This is a genomic window from Streptomyces phyllanthi, assembly GCF_009377205.1.
In the GTDB taxonomy this organism is placed as follows: domain Bacteria; phylum Actinomycetota; class Actinomycetes; order Streptomycetales; family Streptomycetaceae; genus Streptomyces; species Streptomyces phyllanthi.
The window spans coordinates 1-14959 of record NZ_VJZE01000206.1; the positions used below are offsets into that span (position 1 = coordinate 1).

10 protein-coding genes and 1 pseudogene are annotated in these 14959 nt (G+C 70.4%); 4 read left to right on the forward strand and 7 right to left on the reverse strand.

The genetic code is table 11. The features are described from left to right. Together FNH04_RS25685 and FNH04_RS25690 are read left to right on the forward strand one after the other, a co-directional pair. The coding region (locus tag FNH04_RS25685; RefSeq protein ID WP_152788158.1) for a hypothetical protein at positions 1 to 1337 on the forward strand (1337 nt) is incomplete at its 5' end. 170 nt (positions 1338 to 1507) lie between these two features. Continuing rightward, positions 1508 to 2236: a TetR/AcrR family transcriptional regulator gene (locus FNH04_RS25690; protein ID WP_152788160.1), complete on the forward strand. Its 729-nt coding sequence runs from the start codon at positions 1508 to 1510 to the stop codon at positions 2234 to 2236. Between the two features lie 73 nt (positions 2237 to 2309). On the opposite strand, the gene FNH04_RS25695 is transcribed toward FNH04_RS25690, so the two are convergent. The 5 genes from FNH04_RS25695 to FNH04_RS25715 form a co-directional block, all read right to left on the reverse strand. Further along, a complete protein-coding gene (locus tag FNH04_RS25695) occupies positions 2310 to 2666 on the reverse strand; it encodes a 5-carboxymethyl-2-hydroxymuconate Delta-isomerase (RefSeq protein WP_152788162.1) in 357 nt (118 codons plus the stop codon). A gap of 30 nt (positions 2667 to 2696) precedes the next feature. Next, positions 2697 to 4301, reverse strand: a complete 1605-nt coding sequence (locus FNH04_RS25700) for a fused response regulator/phosphatase (RefSeq protein ID WP_152788164.1) — start codon at positions 4299 to 4301, stop codon at positions 2697 to 2699. Positions 4302 to 4391: 90 nt separating this feature from the next. Further along, entirely contained in the window at positions 4392 to 9839 is a 5448-nt protein-coding gene (pulA, locus tag FNH04_RS25705; RefSeq protein ID WP_322723855.1) for a pullulanase-type alpha-1,6-glucosidase, read from the reverse strand. Between the two features lie 196 nt (positions 9840 to 10035). Continuing rightward, the gene (locus FNH04_RS25710; RefSeq protein ID WP_152788166.1) at positions 10036 to 11415 is read right to left on the reverse strand and encodes an alpha-amylase; all 1380 of its coding nucleotides are present in this window, start codon (positions 11413 to 11415) and stop codon (positions 10036 to 10038) included. A gap of 248 nt (positions 11416 to 11663) precedes the next feature. Beyond that, positions 11664 to 11981 carry a CPCC family cysteine-rich protein gene (locus FNH04_RS25715; RefSeq protein ID WP_152788168.1) on the reverse strand — a complete coding sequence of 106 codons (318 nt, stop codon included), beginning with the start codon at positions 11979 to 11981 and terminating at the stop codon, positions 11664 to 11666. Between FNH04_RS25715 and FNH04_RS25720 the strand changes: the two genes are divergently transcribed. Both FNH04_RS25720 and FNH04_RS25725 read left to right on the forward strand, forming a co-directional pair. After that, complete coding sequence (locus FNH04_RS25720; protein WP_152788170.1) at positions 11980 to 12204, forward strand: RICIN domain-containing protein; 225 nt, start codon at positions 11980 to 11982, stop codon at positions 12202 to 12204. The two genes, FNH04_RS25715 and FNH04_RS25720, sit on opposite strands and share 2 nt — an antisense overlap. Positions 12205 to 12285: 81 nt before the next feature. Then, positions 12286 to 13275 (forward strand): NAD-dependent epimerase/dehydratase family protein, encoded by a 990-nt coding sequence (locus tag FNH04_RS25725; RefSeq protein ID WP_152788171.1) that lies wholly within the window; start codon positions 12286 to 12288, stop codon positions 13273 to 13275. A 34-nt stretch (positions 13276 to 13309) separates the two neighbouring features. On the opposite strand, the gene FNH04_RS25730 is transcribed toward FNH04_RS25725, so the two are convergent. Together FNH04_RS25730 and FNH04_RS25735 are read right to left on the reverse strand one after the other, a co-directional pair. Continuing rightward, positions 13310 to 14623 (reverse strand): UDP-glucose dehydrogenase family protein, encoded by a 1314-nt coding sequence (locus FNH04_RS25730; protein WP_152788172.1) that lies wholly within the window; start codon positions 14621 to 14623, stop codon positions 13310 to 13312. A gap of 80 nt (positions 14624 to 14703) precedes the next feature. After that, positions 14704 to 14959: pseudogene (locus tag FNH04_RS25735) on the reverse strand (hypothetical protein); the annotation flags it as partial.

Genomic DNA, 14959 nt, shown 5'->3' on the forward strand with positions numbered 1-14959 from the left:
AGTTCGACCCCTGCTCACTCCAGGCCCGCCCCACCGACCTGATACGCCGACGCCACCACATGAAGGCCGCACTCGCCGCCACGGCCGCCGCGGCAGTCTGCGGAGCCCTCCTCGCTCTCCCCTCCGACGGCTGGGGCGCCGACGGCCCGGCCGCACCCCCGTACGCGCAGAACCCGGCCGCCGAAGCCGCCCTGGCCCCGGACCGCCTGACGAGGGTGCCGAAGGACGCCTGGAAGACCTCCGCCCGTACCGACTTCTCGGTGTGGCCCGCCCGCGGCGCCCTCACCACGGACAGCGCACTCCTGCGGCGCGCGCTCGCCGTCTGGGCACGGCCCGGCGAGTCCGTCCGGGTCTCGGCGACCCCCGGCACACCGGCCGGCGCCCCACCCGGCCCCCCGCAACTGCTGTACGCGGGCGAGGTCGACTCCGCCCGCGTGGTCCTGCTGTACGACGGCCTCCGCCTCGCGCGGTACGCCGAACCGAAGAAGGGCACGAACGGCGCCGCGCTGGACTTCGCACGCGTGGACGGCGCGACCGGCGCCGAGGCGAACGCGGTCGTACTCGACCGGGTCGACGGCAACGTCCGCTATCTGACGGCACCCTGGGTGACGAAGGTGGAGGTGCGGGATCTGACGAAGCCGTCCAGGACGCCCTCCACGCTCCCGGTGTCGGCGAACGGCGTGACCGACCTGTTCGCCAGCCCCGCGCTACGACCGGGCACATGCCGGTCATGGAACGTCCTGCAGCTCAGCGGCAGCGCCCAAACCCGCACCGGCACCGGCACCCGCCTGGTCACCGACCTCGGCGAGCTCACCCCCGCGCGCCTGACGGCCGGGCGGCCGTCCGCCCCTCGCGAGGTGACGGGGGCGCTGCTGGACGCATGGTCGCCGTACGCGTGCTCGCTGGCCGCCGTGCGGGGTGAGGGAGTGCGGTCGGTGAACGCCTGGGAGTACGCCCGGCAGCCACTGCCCGACGGGACCGGAACCGCGGGCTGGGTGTGCACCCGGGCCGAGACCTGGCGGGGCGACGGCACACGGGTGCTGGCCCAGTTCCACGGGCCGGGCGGGGCCTCGGGCGCGGTCGTCGCCAGGGCCGACGGCTCCCCGGCGTGCGGTGCCCGTGACCCGCACGTCCTCGCCGGGGTGCTGTGGAAGTCGGGCACGGGCAACTGGTACCTGCTCGCCGCCGGGAGCCGGGGCACGTCCTCGGTCACCGCGACGGGCGGTGCCCAAGGGTCGGCACAGGGCAACGTCCTCACCGTACGGGCGGAGAAGGGGGCCCGGGCGGAGCTGAAGGGCACCCTGTCCGACGGCCGGGCGATCACCGGACTGAGATGAGCCCGCTGCCGAGCGAGATGGGCCCGCTGCCGAGCGAGGTGAGCCCGGCGGCGCCTCCTCCGCGCCGGTTCGACTGTGTGCGTATGTGATGATCGAGTTGTACTGAAGATGTGAACAACCTTGACCGAACTGGGCAGTTGAGGAACTGATCCGATCGGTAAGGTGTTCGCATGACGACCGGGGTTCGCCGCAGAATGGGTGTCGAAGAGCGGCGGCAGCAGTTGATCGGCGTGGCCCTTGAACTGTTCAGCCGACGCTCACCCGACGAGGTTTCCATCGACGAGATAGCGTCGGCCGCGGGCATCTCGCGGCCGCTCGTGTACCACTACTTTCCCGGCAAACTCAGCCTGTACGAGGCCGCGTTGAAGCGTGCCTCCGACGACCTCGCGGCTCGTTTCATGGAGCCGCAGGACGGCCCGCTGGGCGCCCGGCTGCTGCGTGTGATGCGCCGTTTCTTCGACTTCGTCGACGAGCACGGGCCCGGCTTCTCGGCACTGATGCGCGGCGGCCCGGCGGTCCCCGCGGACGGGCTGCGCTCACGGGACGCCGTGTCCCGTACCAACGCGCTCATCGACGGCGTACGCCAGGCCGCGTACGACCAGATCCTGACCCACCTCCGGATCGAGAACCCGTCGGCCCGGCTGGAACTGGTGATCCGCTCCTGGATCTCCCTCGCCGAGTCGACGGCCCTCATCTGGCTGGACGGCCGCCGAATCCCCCGCCAGGAACTGGAGTCCCAGCTCGTCCACGACTTCGCCGCACTGGCCGCCGTGAGCGCCGCGTACGACGCGGAGATGGCGGACCTCCTGCGCCGCATCCTCAAGGACGAGCCGATGGACGGCCCGTTCACGGACCTGGTGACAGGCCTGGTGACCTTGGGGGCGCACCGCGCCCCGTAAGGGGCGCGGGGAACCGCGCGACAAGCCACAACGGACCCGCGGCCAAAAACCCACGCACCCCCCAGCGGCGCGACTACGCGTCGAACTTGCGGTACGACGCGTCGAGATCCCGTACCTCCGCCGACGCGTGCAACGCCACTCCCTCACCGGTGTTCACATGCTTGCGGAGCAACTCCAGAACCGCCTCGGTGAGCCGCACCTTCGTCTCGTCCGTACGCCCCGCCAGCAGCCCCAGCGTCACATGGACGATCGCGTGCCCGCCCGCGTCCCGCCCCACCGTCGTGTCCTCGGTGGCGCGGAACTGCGTCTTGCACGCCTCGTACTTCGCGGCGGCGATCTCCACCACCGCGTCGTGCAGCGCGAGGGCGAAGCCACTCCGGTCGAAGCCCTCGGAGAGCGGCGCGGAGTAGTCGACGGTGATCTGCGGCATGGGGAACTCCTGTGGTGGGACCGGTTGGGCTCACCCTAACCGCAGCGCCAGCAGCGCGATGTCGTCCTCCCGGTCCCGTCCGAAGCAGTCCAGCAGCGTGTCGCAGAGGGCGGCCGTGCCGTGCGGGGCCTCGGCTGCGGCGTTGCGCAGGTGTTCCATGGACACCGCGAGGTCCGTACCGCGGCTCTCGATGAGGCCGTCGGTGACCATGAGGAGCCGCTGGGCAGGCTCCAGGACCGTCTCCGTGGGCGCCGGCCGGCCGAGTCCGAGCCCGAGCAGCGGCCCGGACGCCTCGACATACGCGGCGCTGCCGTCGTCGTGGACGACCAGCGGGGGGATATGGCCCGCGTTGGCGATCCGGGTGCGCCCGGTGACGGGGTCGACCAGGGCCAGGCACACGGTGGCGGTGATGTCGGCGTGGTAGTGCTGCAGCATCCGGTCGAGCCGCCCCGCGAGCACACCGGGGTCGGGTTCCTCCACGCAGTAGGCGCGCAGCGCGTGCCGGATCTCGACCATGACGGTGGCCGCGTCCAGGGAGTGCCCGGCGACGTCGCCGACCGCGGTGAGTATCCCCCGCGAGGTGCGCAGGGCCGCGTAGAAGTCGCCGCCGATCTCGGTGTTGCGGGAGGCGGGCACATAGCGGACGACGACGTCGACGCCCGGCAGCTCCGGCAGCCGCTTGGGCAGGAAGCTGTGCTGGAGGGTGAGCGCGATATGGCGTTCCACCTGGTACAGCAGCAACGTCTCCGCGGCGAGCGCGGTGGCGTGGGCGAGGCGGGCGACCAGGGTGTCGGTCCGCGGTCCCCGGGGACGGGGTCCGTCCGCGGGCGTGGCCAGGCACACGACCGCCTTGCCGTCCTGGGTGTGGGTCATGACGAGCCGGGCGTCGCTGCCGGCCCGGGGGTGGAAGAAGCCGGGCGGCCACAGCGGTCCGGGCACGACGGTGCCGTGCACTCCCCCCGCCCGCGCCGCGACCTGCCGGATCAGCTGGACCGCGGCCTCGCGCGCACCGGCGTCCGGCGGCAGCGCGGAGGCCCGGCCGCGCTGGGCTCCGCAGTGCAGCCGGCCGTCCTCGCCGATGACGAACACGGCGGCCGGGCCTCCGGTGAGCCGGGCGGTGCCCTCGGCGGCCGCGTGGGCGAGCTCCTCGGGACCGCGGGCCGCCTGGACGGCGGCGATGGTCTCGGACAGCAGGGTCAGCTGCCGTGCGAGGTCCTCGGCGTCGTTGCGTATCCGGGCGCCGCGCACGGCGGCCCGTACCACCGCCTCGATCTCCTCTGGCTCGGCGGGCACCGTCAGATACGCCTCACCGCCCGCGTCCAGACCCCGGCACCGGTCGACGGCGGCGACGGACGCGGCGGAGAAGTGGACGACGGGCAGGGCGGCCATCGGCGGCACCGCCTTCAGCCGCCGGCAGAGTTCGAAGCCGCTCATGTCGGGCAGCCCCACATCGACGAGGGCCACATCGGGCAGGGCGCCCGAGCGCAGCCGTACGTCGAGTTCGACGAGCGCCTCGCCGGCACTGGCGACGGGGACGACCCGGTGCCCGGCGCGGCGCAGTACGGCGCCCATGGCGTACCGGCTGGCGGCGGCGTCGTCGACCACCAGGACGGTGCTGTCCGTTTGCTCGGTCATGCGATCCTCGCGTCCTGCCCTGGGCGCGGAAGGTGGCGCGGGCCCCGGGCACGCTGGGGTGCTGGAGCCCGCACCACTCAAAGTAGCGCTCTACCGCCCGCTTCGGGAGAACACCGCTACGGTACGCCCCGGAACGACGAACGTTCCCGATTCCGCTTGGTACGAGGCGGACTTGACGATAGGGTCCGCCCCCGCGGCCTGCACGGGGTGCAGCTCGTACGCCGTCCCGGTCGGCCCGGTGAGCCGCTGCTCCTGTCGCTCGGGGCTCGCGTTGAAGACGACGACCAGATCGCCGAGCTCCATGGTGACGACGCCGGGCGTCTCGTCCCTGCCGGAGAGCGGAAAGGACAGCTCCTCCTGCACCCGGTCGGCGGTGCCGAGGGAGAAGACGTCCTCCGTCGTACGGATCCGCAGCAGGTCGCGGTACGCGCCCGAGGTGCCCTCGATCTGCTCGCAGCCCACCTCGACCGACGTCAACAGGGGCTTGGCGTAAGGCCACTTGGACTCGTTGTCGGCAGCCGGCGGCAGTCCTCGCCCGAAGCCGTTGCCGTGCCGGCAGTCCCAGTGGATCGCGTTGAACCAGTCACCGCTGTCGTACGAGTTGCGGTCCAGCGACTTGGACCGCAGCAGGTCGGTGCCCGCCTGGGAGAGAGCGGGGCCCTGCGAGAGGGCGGCCGTGGCCATCGCGAGAACCTGCATCCGCGCCCGGTCGTCCGCACTCGTGGACTTCGGCAACTTGTAGGCGAGCGCGTCGAACAGCGACTCGTTGTCGTGCGCGTCGGCATACGCGAGGGCGTCACCGGGCGCGTCCGCGTATCCGGCGGGCGAGCCGTTGTAGTCGACCTCGGAGCCCCTGACCCGCTCGCCGCTGGTGTCGGTGAAGGTGAACGACCGGAGATTGCCGCTCAGCCCCACCTTGATCAGGTCCTGGTAGTGCAGCAGCCGCGCCTTCTGCTCGGCCGGACTCCCGTTGGCATCCGATGAGTTGGGATCGGTGTACAGCCCGGACGCGAAGCCCTGCACACCCGGGTCGGCGTCGAAGGGACCGCCACCGCGCACGGCGTCACGCGCCCGGTCGGAGAAGGTCGCGACGCCCGTACCCGCCATGTGCCGCTGCGTGGCCTGGACGAACCGGGCGTCGTCGGCGACCTCGCCGAAGTTCCAGCCCTCTCCGTACAGGATGATCTTCTTGCCGTCCACGCCGTCCTTCTCCGGGGTCAGCGCGTCGAGGGCCTTGCGTACGGCGAGGATGTTGGCCTTCGGGTGATGGCCCATCAGGTCGAAGCGGAACCCGTCGACCTTGTACTCCCTCGCCCAGGTGACGATCGAGTCGACCACCAGCTTGCCCATCATGGCGTTCTCGGGCGCGGTGTTGGCACAGCAGGTGGACGTGGCCACCGAGCCGTCCGCGAGGAGCCGGTGGTAGTAGCCGGGCACCACCTTGTCGAGCACGGAGGTGGGGGCCTGGCCACTGGCGGTGGTGTGGTTGTAGACCACGTCCATCACCACCCTGAGCCCGTCCTCGTTGAGCGCCTTCACCATCTTCCGGAACTCGACGGTGCGCCGCGTACCGTCCGGGTCGGTCGCGTACGAGCCCTCCGGGACCGTGTAGTGGTACGGGTCGTAGCCCCAGTTGTAGGCGTCCTTCGCCGCGACCCTCGCCACGCACTTCTGCTGCTCGTCGGAGTCGGGGGCGTAGGAGGCGAGATCGCAGTCGACGGCCGCCTGGTCGGCCTTGCGCTCGGGGATGGTGGCGATGTCGAAGGCGGGCAGCAGATGCACGTACGACGTCCCCGACGCGGCCAGCTTCCGCAGGTGCCGGGAGCCGTCGCTGCCCTTGTCGGTGAGGGCCAGGTAGGTACCCGGGTGGTCGGCGGTCCGGTCCGCGATCGAGAAGTCCCGGATGTGCAGTTCCTGGATCTGCGCGTCCCCGATCGGCACGGCACGGGGCTTCCCGTACGACGACCAGCCGCTCGGGGCGAGGGACCTGTCGTCCAGGTCGACGACGAGGCTGCGCTCGGAGTCGGCGGTCAGGGCGACCGAGTACGGGTCGGTGACGTGGTTGGTGACGATCTTCCGGACGCTCGGGGCCCAGACCTTGACGACGTACCGGTAGGGCTTGTTCTTCCAGGACTTCCTGCCGGTGACGGACCAGACGCCGGTGCGGTCGTCCCTCCTCATGGCCAGGCGCGTGCCGTCGAGGTCCAGGGAGACGGACTGCGCGGTGGGCGCCCAGACGGCGAGCGTGGGGCGGCCGCCCCGGAAGGTGGGCCCGAGGTCGGCCTGCGTGGCGTCGTACAGGTCATCGAGTACGCCGGCGATCTGGACGCCCGTCGCCGCGAGCACCGCCCCTGTCGCGGTCCGCTGCGAGGCCACGACCTGACCGCGCAGCGCCTCGCGCACCCGGTCGCGGTCGCGCGGGTCGACGGTCCAGGCGGTGTACAACTTCAGGTGCGGGAACTTCTCCTTCTGGGCGTCGGTGAGAGTCGACCTGGTGAGCCGGAGCCAGCGCTCGTCGTCGCTCGTCAGCGTGCCGTCCTTCACCTCGATGGAGCCGGTGCGCGAGTACAGCAGCTGGGTGGACGCGGCGCCCTCGGCACCGTTCCAGGCGACCGTGTTCCGGTCGATCCAGACCGCCTTGGAGGTGGTCAGGTCGAGGGCGGCCGCGGAGCCCGCCGGCTGTGGGAGCAGGTACTCCTCCCGGCCGTTCAGGAGCCACACCTCGTGGCCGTCCGCCTTGAGGTCCAGCGACTGGTCGGTGGGGAGGTCCTTCTCGTCGCCCTTGTGGACGATGTAGTTGAGGCTGGTGGCACCGTCGGTGAGCGGTACCTCGAAGACCGCGCCGAAGGAGTCGGTCCTCACCGGCTGGAGGGGCTTCGACCAGTCCGTGGGCTGCGCGGCACCGGTCCACACGTGCAGGCCCCAGCCGTCGTAGTCCCCGTCGGCGCGGTGGTAGTGGAGGACCGCCTTGCTCTTGTCCTGCTCCGGGTAGTCGGCCGTCGGCTTCTCGGTGCGTACGGCCTCCTTGCCCTGCTCGACCCAGACCTCACCCGTCTTCGTCACGTCGATCGCGCGGTCCACGGAGACGTCCTTGTTCCCCTCCTTGTCGATGACGAGGAAGCCCACGTTCGAGGCGCCCGGCTTGAGCTTGACGTAGGCGAAGGCGCCGTACGCGTCGCGTCCGGTGAACGGGTGGCTGTCGGGCCAGGTGGTCCCCTCCCCCTCGGCGAGGTCACCCCAGGCGTACAGTCCCCAGTCGTCGTAGTCGCCGTCGGCGCGCTTGTAGTGGACGATCGCGTAGTCGCGCGAGGAGGCCGTGGGGATCTCCTCGGCGGGCGGAGTACCGGTGGTCGACCCGGCGGTGGCGCTCGCCGTACGACCGGCCGAGTCGACGACGACCGCCTTGTACCGCAAGGGAGTTCCGGCGGGGACCTTCCGGTCGATGATCTGGGTGACCTTGTACGGGGCGTGGTCGGCCGACCCGAGCGTCCTCCACTTGCCGTTGCCGACCTGAGCGGCGAAGACGACACGGTTGAGCTGCCCGCCTCCCCCACTCTCGGCTTCGCTCGAGCGGGAGGTGCCCCCAACATCGGCGCCGATCTCGACGGTGCCGGTGGCGCCGGAGGCCGGGGCCTTCAGGGTGAGGGACGGCTTGGCGGCGGGCTTGGCCGGCCTGCCCGCGGCCTTGAGGACGACCGAGGAACCGGCCGGGACGGTGACGGTGACCTTCCTGTCGGCGTCGCTGGTGAGGGAGGCGTCCGTCCCGTGGATCCCCCGGAACGTCATGTGCGCGGAGCCGGTCGCGAAGGTCGCCGTCTTCGCCTCGTCGGCGTTGTTGAGGGCGACGACGTACTCGGTGCCGGTCCGGGCGTCGGTGCGGGAGAAGGCGTAGACGCCCGGCCCGTCGGCCGCGTATCGCTCGGTCTGCACACCGTCGGCGAGGGCCGGGTGGGCCTTGCGGAGCTTGGCGAGACGGCTGACCTGCCGGTAGAGCGGTGCGGTCGGGTCGTACGCGTCCTCGGCGTGCGTACGACCCGTACCCAGCTGGTCGTCGTCGAGGTAGTCGGCGACCTCGGAGGCGAACAGCGTCTGCCGGGCGTCCTTGTCGCCGCCCGCGCCGGTGTAGCCCTGCTCGTCGCCGTAGTAGATCACCGGGTTGCCGCGGCTGAGGAACATCAGCTCGTTGGCGAGCTTCGCCTTCCTCACCAGTTCGGCGTCGGAGGCGTCGGGGTCGTCCTGCCGGAGGAAGTACCCGATGCGCCCCATGTCGTGGTTGCCGAGGAAGGTGACCTGCTCGTACGCGTTGGCCCTGCCGGTCGTGTACTTGTAGTCGTCACCGAACACCGCGGCCAGCTTCTTGGCGCTGCCGCCCTGGGAGGCGTACGCGCGGGCCGCGTCCTGGAAGGGGAAGTCGAGCGTGGAGTCGAGGCGGCCCTGGGTGACGTACGGGGAGGTGACGGACGTGTCGGCGGAGTAGACCTCGCCGAACATGAAGAAGTCGTCCCGGCCCTTCCTGGCGGCGTACGCGTCGAGCGCGGTGGCCCACTGGGTCCAGAACTGCATGTTGACGTGCTTCACGGTGTCGATCCGGAAGCCGTCGATGTCGAAGTCCCTGACCCACCGCTGGTAGATCCTCTCCATGCCCTCGACGACCTCGGGACGCTCGGTCCACAGGTCGTCGAGTCCGACGAAGTCGCCGTACGTGGCGGACTCGCCGGCCCAGGTGGAGTCGCCGCGGTTGTGGTACAGGGTGGGGTCGTTGAGCCAGGACGGGACCTTGGCGTCCTTCTTGGCGGTGGGCACGACGGGCGTACGCGGGAAGGAGCCGGCGTCGACGTCCGGGAAGTCCGGGGCACCGTCCGCGTGATCGGCGTCGTCGAAGGGCCGGCCGTCCTTGGTCAGGTACGGGAAGGCGCCCTTGGAGAGGTAGTCGTACGACTTCTCGTCATAGTCGACGATGTCGGCGGTGTGGTTGGTGATGACGTCGAAGAACACCTTCATGCCCTTGGCGTGCGCCTTGGAGATGAGGGTTTCGAGGTCCTTGTTCGTCCCGAAGTGCGGGTCGACCTGGGTGAAGTCGGTGATCCAGTAGCCGTGGTAACCGGCGGACGCGTTGCCGCCGGTGCCCTGCACGGGCTGGTTCTTGAAGATCGGCGCCAGCCAGATGGCGGTGGTGCCGAGGCCCTTGATGTAGTCGAGCCGCCGGGTCAGCCCCTTGAGGTCGCCGCCCTGGTAGAAGCCCTTGTCGGTGGGGTCGTACCCGGTGGCGAGGCGTGAACCGGTCAGTCCGCCCTTGTCATTGGCCCGGTCGCCGTTGGCGAAACGGTCCGGCAGGACGAAGTAGAACTGCTCGCGGGTGAGGTCGTGACGGGCCGGCTCAGCGGCGAGCTTCGCTTCGGACGGCGGTGCGGGCGGAGTGTCGGCCCGGGCGGCCAGGGGCTGGACGAGTGCTGCGGCCAGTGCGGTCACGGTGACCGCAGCGACCCGTCCGGCGTGGGCGGTACGGCGCCTCGGCGGCGCCGGCCATCTCGGTATCACTGACGTGGACTCCTTGCGATGACGGCTCTGACGGGTCCGACCCCGCGCGACCGTATCGCCGCCGAAAGCCTTACAGCAAGAGTCCTGAAAGCTCCGGCAAGAATTTTCAGTGATTCGAGGTGTTCAGCAGGTGGAGTTCGTCTGCGTCAGCAGGCCACCGCTGATTCCTGTCGGTACGCGGGGTGGTGACGGTGGCTCAGCAGCTCGACTTGCCGGCGTAGATGGCCAGGGCGGTGTTGGCCCCCAGGGTGGCGGTGAACTGACCACTGGAGTTCACGGTCACGGTCGAGTTGTTCTGCACGTTGCAGTACGTCCCCGCGGGCAGCGAGGTCTGGTACGTACGGGTCAGGGAGCCGGACTCGTGGTTGATGGCGACGTACCCCTTGGCTCCGCGCCCGAAGGCGATGGCGTCGCCCCCGTTGTCCCACCAGTTGGTGACGGACTCCCCGCGGGTGGCGTTGCGGAAGGCGACCATGCGCATGATCTCGGGCCAGGCGTGCTGGCACTTCCACCCGTCCTGCCAGCAGGCGTTCACGGTGCCGCCGTTGGGCGGGCCCGCGTCGGTGTCCGAGAACTCGTACCCGGAGTTGATGTCGGGCGCCCCGTACGGCCAGGCCAGCATGAAGACGTTGGCGAGGGTGTAGTTGGCGTTGTCCTTGTAGCTCAGGGTGGAGCCGTTGCGCTCGGTGTCGTGGTTGTCGACGAAGACACCGGCGACGGAGCTGCTCATATAGCCCCAGCCCTCGCCGTAGTTCTTCAGGTAGGCGAGGTTCTCGTTGTTGAAGACGCGCTTGAGGTCGTAGGCGTACCGGAACTCCTGCACGTCCCCGTTGCCCGTGTACTCGGTCGGCTGCACGGCCTCCCCGCTGCCGTAGATGACTTCCTGCTTCCAGTACGCGGAGGGGTTGCTCAGCCGGGACTTGATGTTCGCGAGGTCGCCTGCGGGGATGTGCTTGGCCGCGTCGACACGGAAGCCGTCGACGCCGTACCCGAGGAGGGAGTTCATGTACCCGGCGATGGCCGAGCGGACGTAGTCCTCGCCGGTGTCCAGGTCGGCGAGGGTCACCAGCTCGCAGTGCTGGACGTTCCAGCGGTCCTGGTAGTTGGTGATCTGGGCGGTGCAGTCGTCGAAGTCGTACGAGGAGTAGAGGCCGGGGTACGTGTACTTGCTGTACGAGGAGCCGCCCGTACCCGTGCCGCTGCCCGCCGACATGTGGTTGACGACGGTGTCGACGACGACCTTCACCCCGGCCGCGTGGCAGGTGTCGACCATGTTCCGGAAGGCGCTCGCGTCCCCGAGCCGCCCCGCGATCCGGTAGCTCACCGGCTGGTACGAGGTCCACCACTGCGAGCCCTGTATGTGCTCGGCGGGCGGGGAGACCTGGACGTAACCGTACCCGGCCGGTCCGAGGGTGTTGGTGCACTCCCTCGCCACCGAGTCGAACTTCCACTCGAAGAGCACGGCGGTGACGTCCTTGCTGCCGGGCGGGGAGGCCTGCGCGGCAGTCGGGGACATGACAATTGTGGCGGCGGCGAGGGCGGAGACTAGGGCGCCGGAGAGGATTCTGCTGGCCATGTGGGGTCCTTCACCGTTGAAGGGGCCACGAAGGGTGGCACGGAAGGGCATTGAAGGTTCTTGCTGCAAACAAACTGAAACTTTTCAGCCAGACGGTACGAGCCCCTTGTTCAAGGGTCAACCCTTTGGGCGTGGCGGGAGGGGCGTGCCGCCCGACCCGGCATGGGAGCAGGGCGGCACCGGCGACGTGGTGTCCCGGTCCCAGCGGAACGGGGTTCCGGTGCGGGTCGGGCCGACGGCCGTCAAGGTCACGGGTAGGTTCTTCCCGTCCCGTACGGTGTGCCGCTGTCGGGGTGCTCGTGGGGCAGAGGGGCGCGCACGAACCGGGTACAGCGTTCGTCGCACGCCCCCATCTCCTGGAAATTCCGCTGGGCTTCTCGGAGGCTGAGACCCTGGTTGGGGCCGCCACGGACCTCGTCCGCGTCGTGCTCGTCCTGGCCGTCGTCCTCCCAGAAGCAGACCTTGCAGATCTCGAACATGCCACGCTCCGCAAGGGTGATGAAGCCGCAGCAGGGACAGCGGTACGGGCCGTCCTCGGCGCTTCCGTGCACGCTGGTGAAGGCCATGGCTGCATCCTGGCTCACCGATATCAGGCGGGGCCAGGGACATGTCATCCCGGCTCCGGGGCGGCGAGCGCATCGCGTCGTCAACGCCGGTACGGGCTATGCGCTGGACAGTCCCTGGGAGGCCGAGGCGAAGACCTGGCCGGTGCTGTGGGAGCCGCACGAGGGTGAGAACCAGCAGTGGTTGCTCGCCGTGCCCTTCGTCGCGCCCGAGGACGACTCCTGAGGTCTCCAGCCGGAGGCGTACCGGGTCTGCTGTCAGCTAATTCGTCCCAGGGGCTGGTGCTCGCCGTGCTTGGGTGGCGGGATGGAGATCTTGGTTCTGGGCGGTACGGCGTGGGTGGGCCGTGAGGTGTCACGGCAGGCGGTCGAGCGCGGCCATCGGGTGACGTGTCTCGCCCGCGGCGAAAGCGGAGCGGTCGCGGACGGTGCGACGCTGGTGGCCGCCGACCGGCGCGATCCTTCGGCGTACGAACCACTGCTCGACCGGGAGTGGGACGCGGTCGTCGAGGTGTCCTGGCAGCCGGGCTTCGTTCGCGGGGCGCTCGACGCGCTGGGCGCCAGGGCCGGGCACTGGACCTATGTCTCCTCCGGCAACGCATACGCCTCCCATGCCACGCCGGACGCGGACGAGTCCGCGGCCCTCCTCGCTCCGACCGACCGAAGCGAGGTGGACCGCGCGTTGTACGGCGAGGCGAAGGTCGCCTGTGAGCAGGCGTCGACGGCCGTGGTGGGCGACCGCCTCCTCATCGCGCGCGCCGGGCTCATCGGCGGCCCGGGCGATCACACCGGACGCTCCGGGTACTGGGTGGCCCGTGCCGCACGCGATCCGCGAGGGCCGATGCTGGTTCCCGACATATCGGCCCTGCCGACACAGGTGGTCGACGTACGGGACCTCACCGCCTGGCTGCTCGACGCCGCGGAGGCGGGGAGCGTCGGTACGTACGACGCTGTCGGTCCCGTCGTTCCGTTCGGGGAGTGGATCGAGCTGTCCCGCGCCCTGGGTGGGCACACCGGTCCGGTGGTCCCCGCCGACTCTGCATGGCTGCTCGCGAACGGCGTGGCCCAGTACATGGGGGACGAGTCCCTGCCGATGTGGCTGAACGAGCCGGGCTGGGAGGGGTTCTCGGCCCGCAACGGGTCCGCGGCGCGTGCCGCGGGGCTCCGCCATCGTCCCCGGGAGGAGCTGTTGGCCGACGCGCTGGTCTGGGAACGGGAGCAGGGCCTGGACCGGCCACGACGTGCCGGGCTCAGCGCCCGGCGCGAGCGCGAGTTGCTCGACGCCCTCGGCAGCTGACGGCTGCTCCCTGGCCCCCGTGAGGGCCTCGCCCTCACCCCTCTCCCGGCCTCGCCGAAGGGCGCCCCACACTGAGATACGTGTAGCCGAGTTCCCTCATCTCCTCGGGAGCCATGAGATTGCGGCCGTCGAAGAGGACCGCACCCCTCATCAGCCCTCGCAGCCGACGCCAGTCGGCCTCGCGCAGGTGCGGCCACTCGGTCACGATCAGCGCCGCATCGGCGTCGGTGAACGCTTCGGCGAGGTCGGAGCAGCGCTCGGTCGACGCCCACGGTTCGCCGTGGCACGGGGGAGCCACGGGGTCCCAGCACCGCACACGTGCTCCTTCCGCGAGCAGCCGTGCGGCGACGACCGTGCTCGGTGCCTCCCGCATGTCGTCGGTGCCCGGTTTGAAGGTCATGCCCAGGAGGGTGACGGTGCGCCCCGCGAGGCCGGCCAGCTCCTGGCTCAGGCGCTTGACGGCCCTGCGCGGCTGAAGGTCGTTCACGTCGATGACGGCGCTCAGCAGTTGGAAGCTGAAGCCGGAGTTGCTGGCCAGAGCACGGAGGGCACGCGAGTCCTTGGGGAAGCAGCTGCCGCCGTAGCCGAGTCCCGCTCGCATGAAGTACGGGCCGAGACGGTGGTCCATCCCGGTGGCACGGGTGACCCTGGTGATGTCCGCCCCGGTCGCCTCGCACAGCGCCGCGATCTCGTTGGTGAAGGAGATCCTGGTCGCCAGAAGCGCGTTGGCCGTCAGCTTGACCATCTCGGCCGAGGCGACGTCCATGATCTCTATCGGCCCGTCCACTCCCCGGTGCAGGTCCCTGAGCAGCTTGGCCGCGGCCTCGTCGTCCGTACCGATCACGACGCGGTCAGGGCGCAGGAAGTCCTCCACCGCCTGCCCCTCGGCGGTGAACTCCGGGTTGGACGCGTACGGGACATGGCCGAGGCCCACGGAGTCCAGGGCTGTGCGGATGCGCGCACCGGTGCCGACCGGGACCGTGCTCTTCATGACCACGGCGGCCAGGTGCGACGCGCCTTTGAGGGCGTCGATGACGGCCCACACCCGGGACAGATCCGCGTCGCCGGACGCCGTGGGCGGAGTGTCCACGCACACGTACACGACTTCGGCGTCCCGTACCGCCTCATCGGCGTCCAGGGTGAAGTGGAGACGCTCCCTGTTACGGGTGATCAAGGGCTCGAGCCCGGGTTCGTAGAGGGGTACGGAGCCCGCCCGCAGCGTGCTGATCCGCTCGGGCTGGATATCGCGGACCGTTACCGAGTGGCCGAGTTCGGCGAAGCACGCCCCGGCGACCAGTCCGATGTAACCGGCGCCGAAAACGGCGACGTGATGTGAGGGTTGGTTCATTTCGAGTGGAGTCTCGTTTCTGAAGGGCGTGGTCCGGCGCGGAGCGCGGAGCGCGGTGAGAGGGCGGCCGGGGCAACGGCCTACGACATCGCGCCGGATCGGTACTGCCGCATTTCCAGGGTCGAGTCGTCCCACGGGTCGTACGTCTTCACGTACTGCCCACCGTCCGCGATGCCCTGCCCGCCGCCGGCGATGCCCTGCCCGCCATCCGTGACGCCCGGCCCGCCATCCGTGACGCCCGGCCCGCCATCCGGTACGTCCGGCTGACCGTCCGCCACCTCCGTGCCGGCCGGTGTGGCAGACACGGCGGAAGAGGCCCCCGCCCCACCCAAGGAG

Excerpts from the sequence above, each read along its gene's own strand:
- FNH04_RS25725 (WP_152788171.1), top strand. The coding sequence starts at position 12,286 with ATGGAGATCTTGGTTCTGGGCGGTACGGCGTGGGTGGGCCGTGAGGTG.
- FNH04_RS25730 (WP_152788172.1), bottom strand. The coding sequence starts at position 14,623 with ATGAACCAACCCTCACATCACGTCGCCGTTTTCGGCGCCGGTTACATC.
- FNH04_RS25695 (WP_152788162.1), bottom strand. The coding sequence starts at position 2,666 with ATGCCGCAGATCACCGTCGACTACTCCGCGCCGCTCTCCGAGGGCTTC.
- FNH04_RS25720 (WP_152788170.1), top strand. The coding sequence starts at position 11,980 with ATGGCTGCATCCTGGCTCACCGATATCAGGCGGGGCCAGGGACATGTC.
- FNH04_RS25700 (WP_152788164.1), bottom strand. The coding sequence starts at position 4,301 with ATGACCGAGCAAACGGACAGCACCGTCCTGGTGGTCGACGACGCCGCC.
- FNH04_RS25690 (WP_152788160.1), top strand. The coding sequence starts at position 1,508 with ATGACGACCGGGGTTCGCCGCAGAATGGGTGTCGAAGAGCGGCGGCAG.
- FNH04_RS25710 (WP_152788166.1), bottom strand. The coding sequence starts at position 11,415 with ATGGCCAGCAGAATCCTCTCCGGCGCCCTAGTCTCCGCCCTCGCCGCC.
- FNH04_RS25715 (WP_152788168.1), bottom strand. The coding sequence starts at position 11,981 with ATGGCCTTCACCAGCGTGCACGGAAGCGCCGAGGACGGCCCGTACCGC.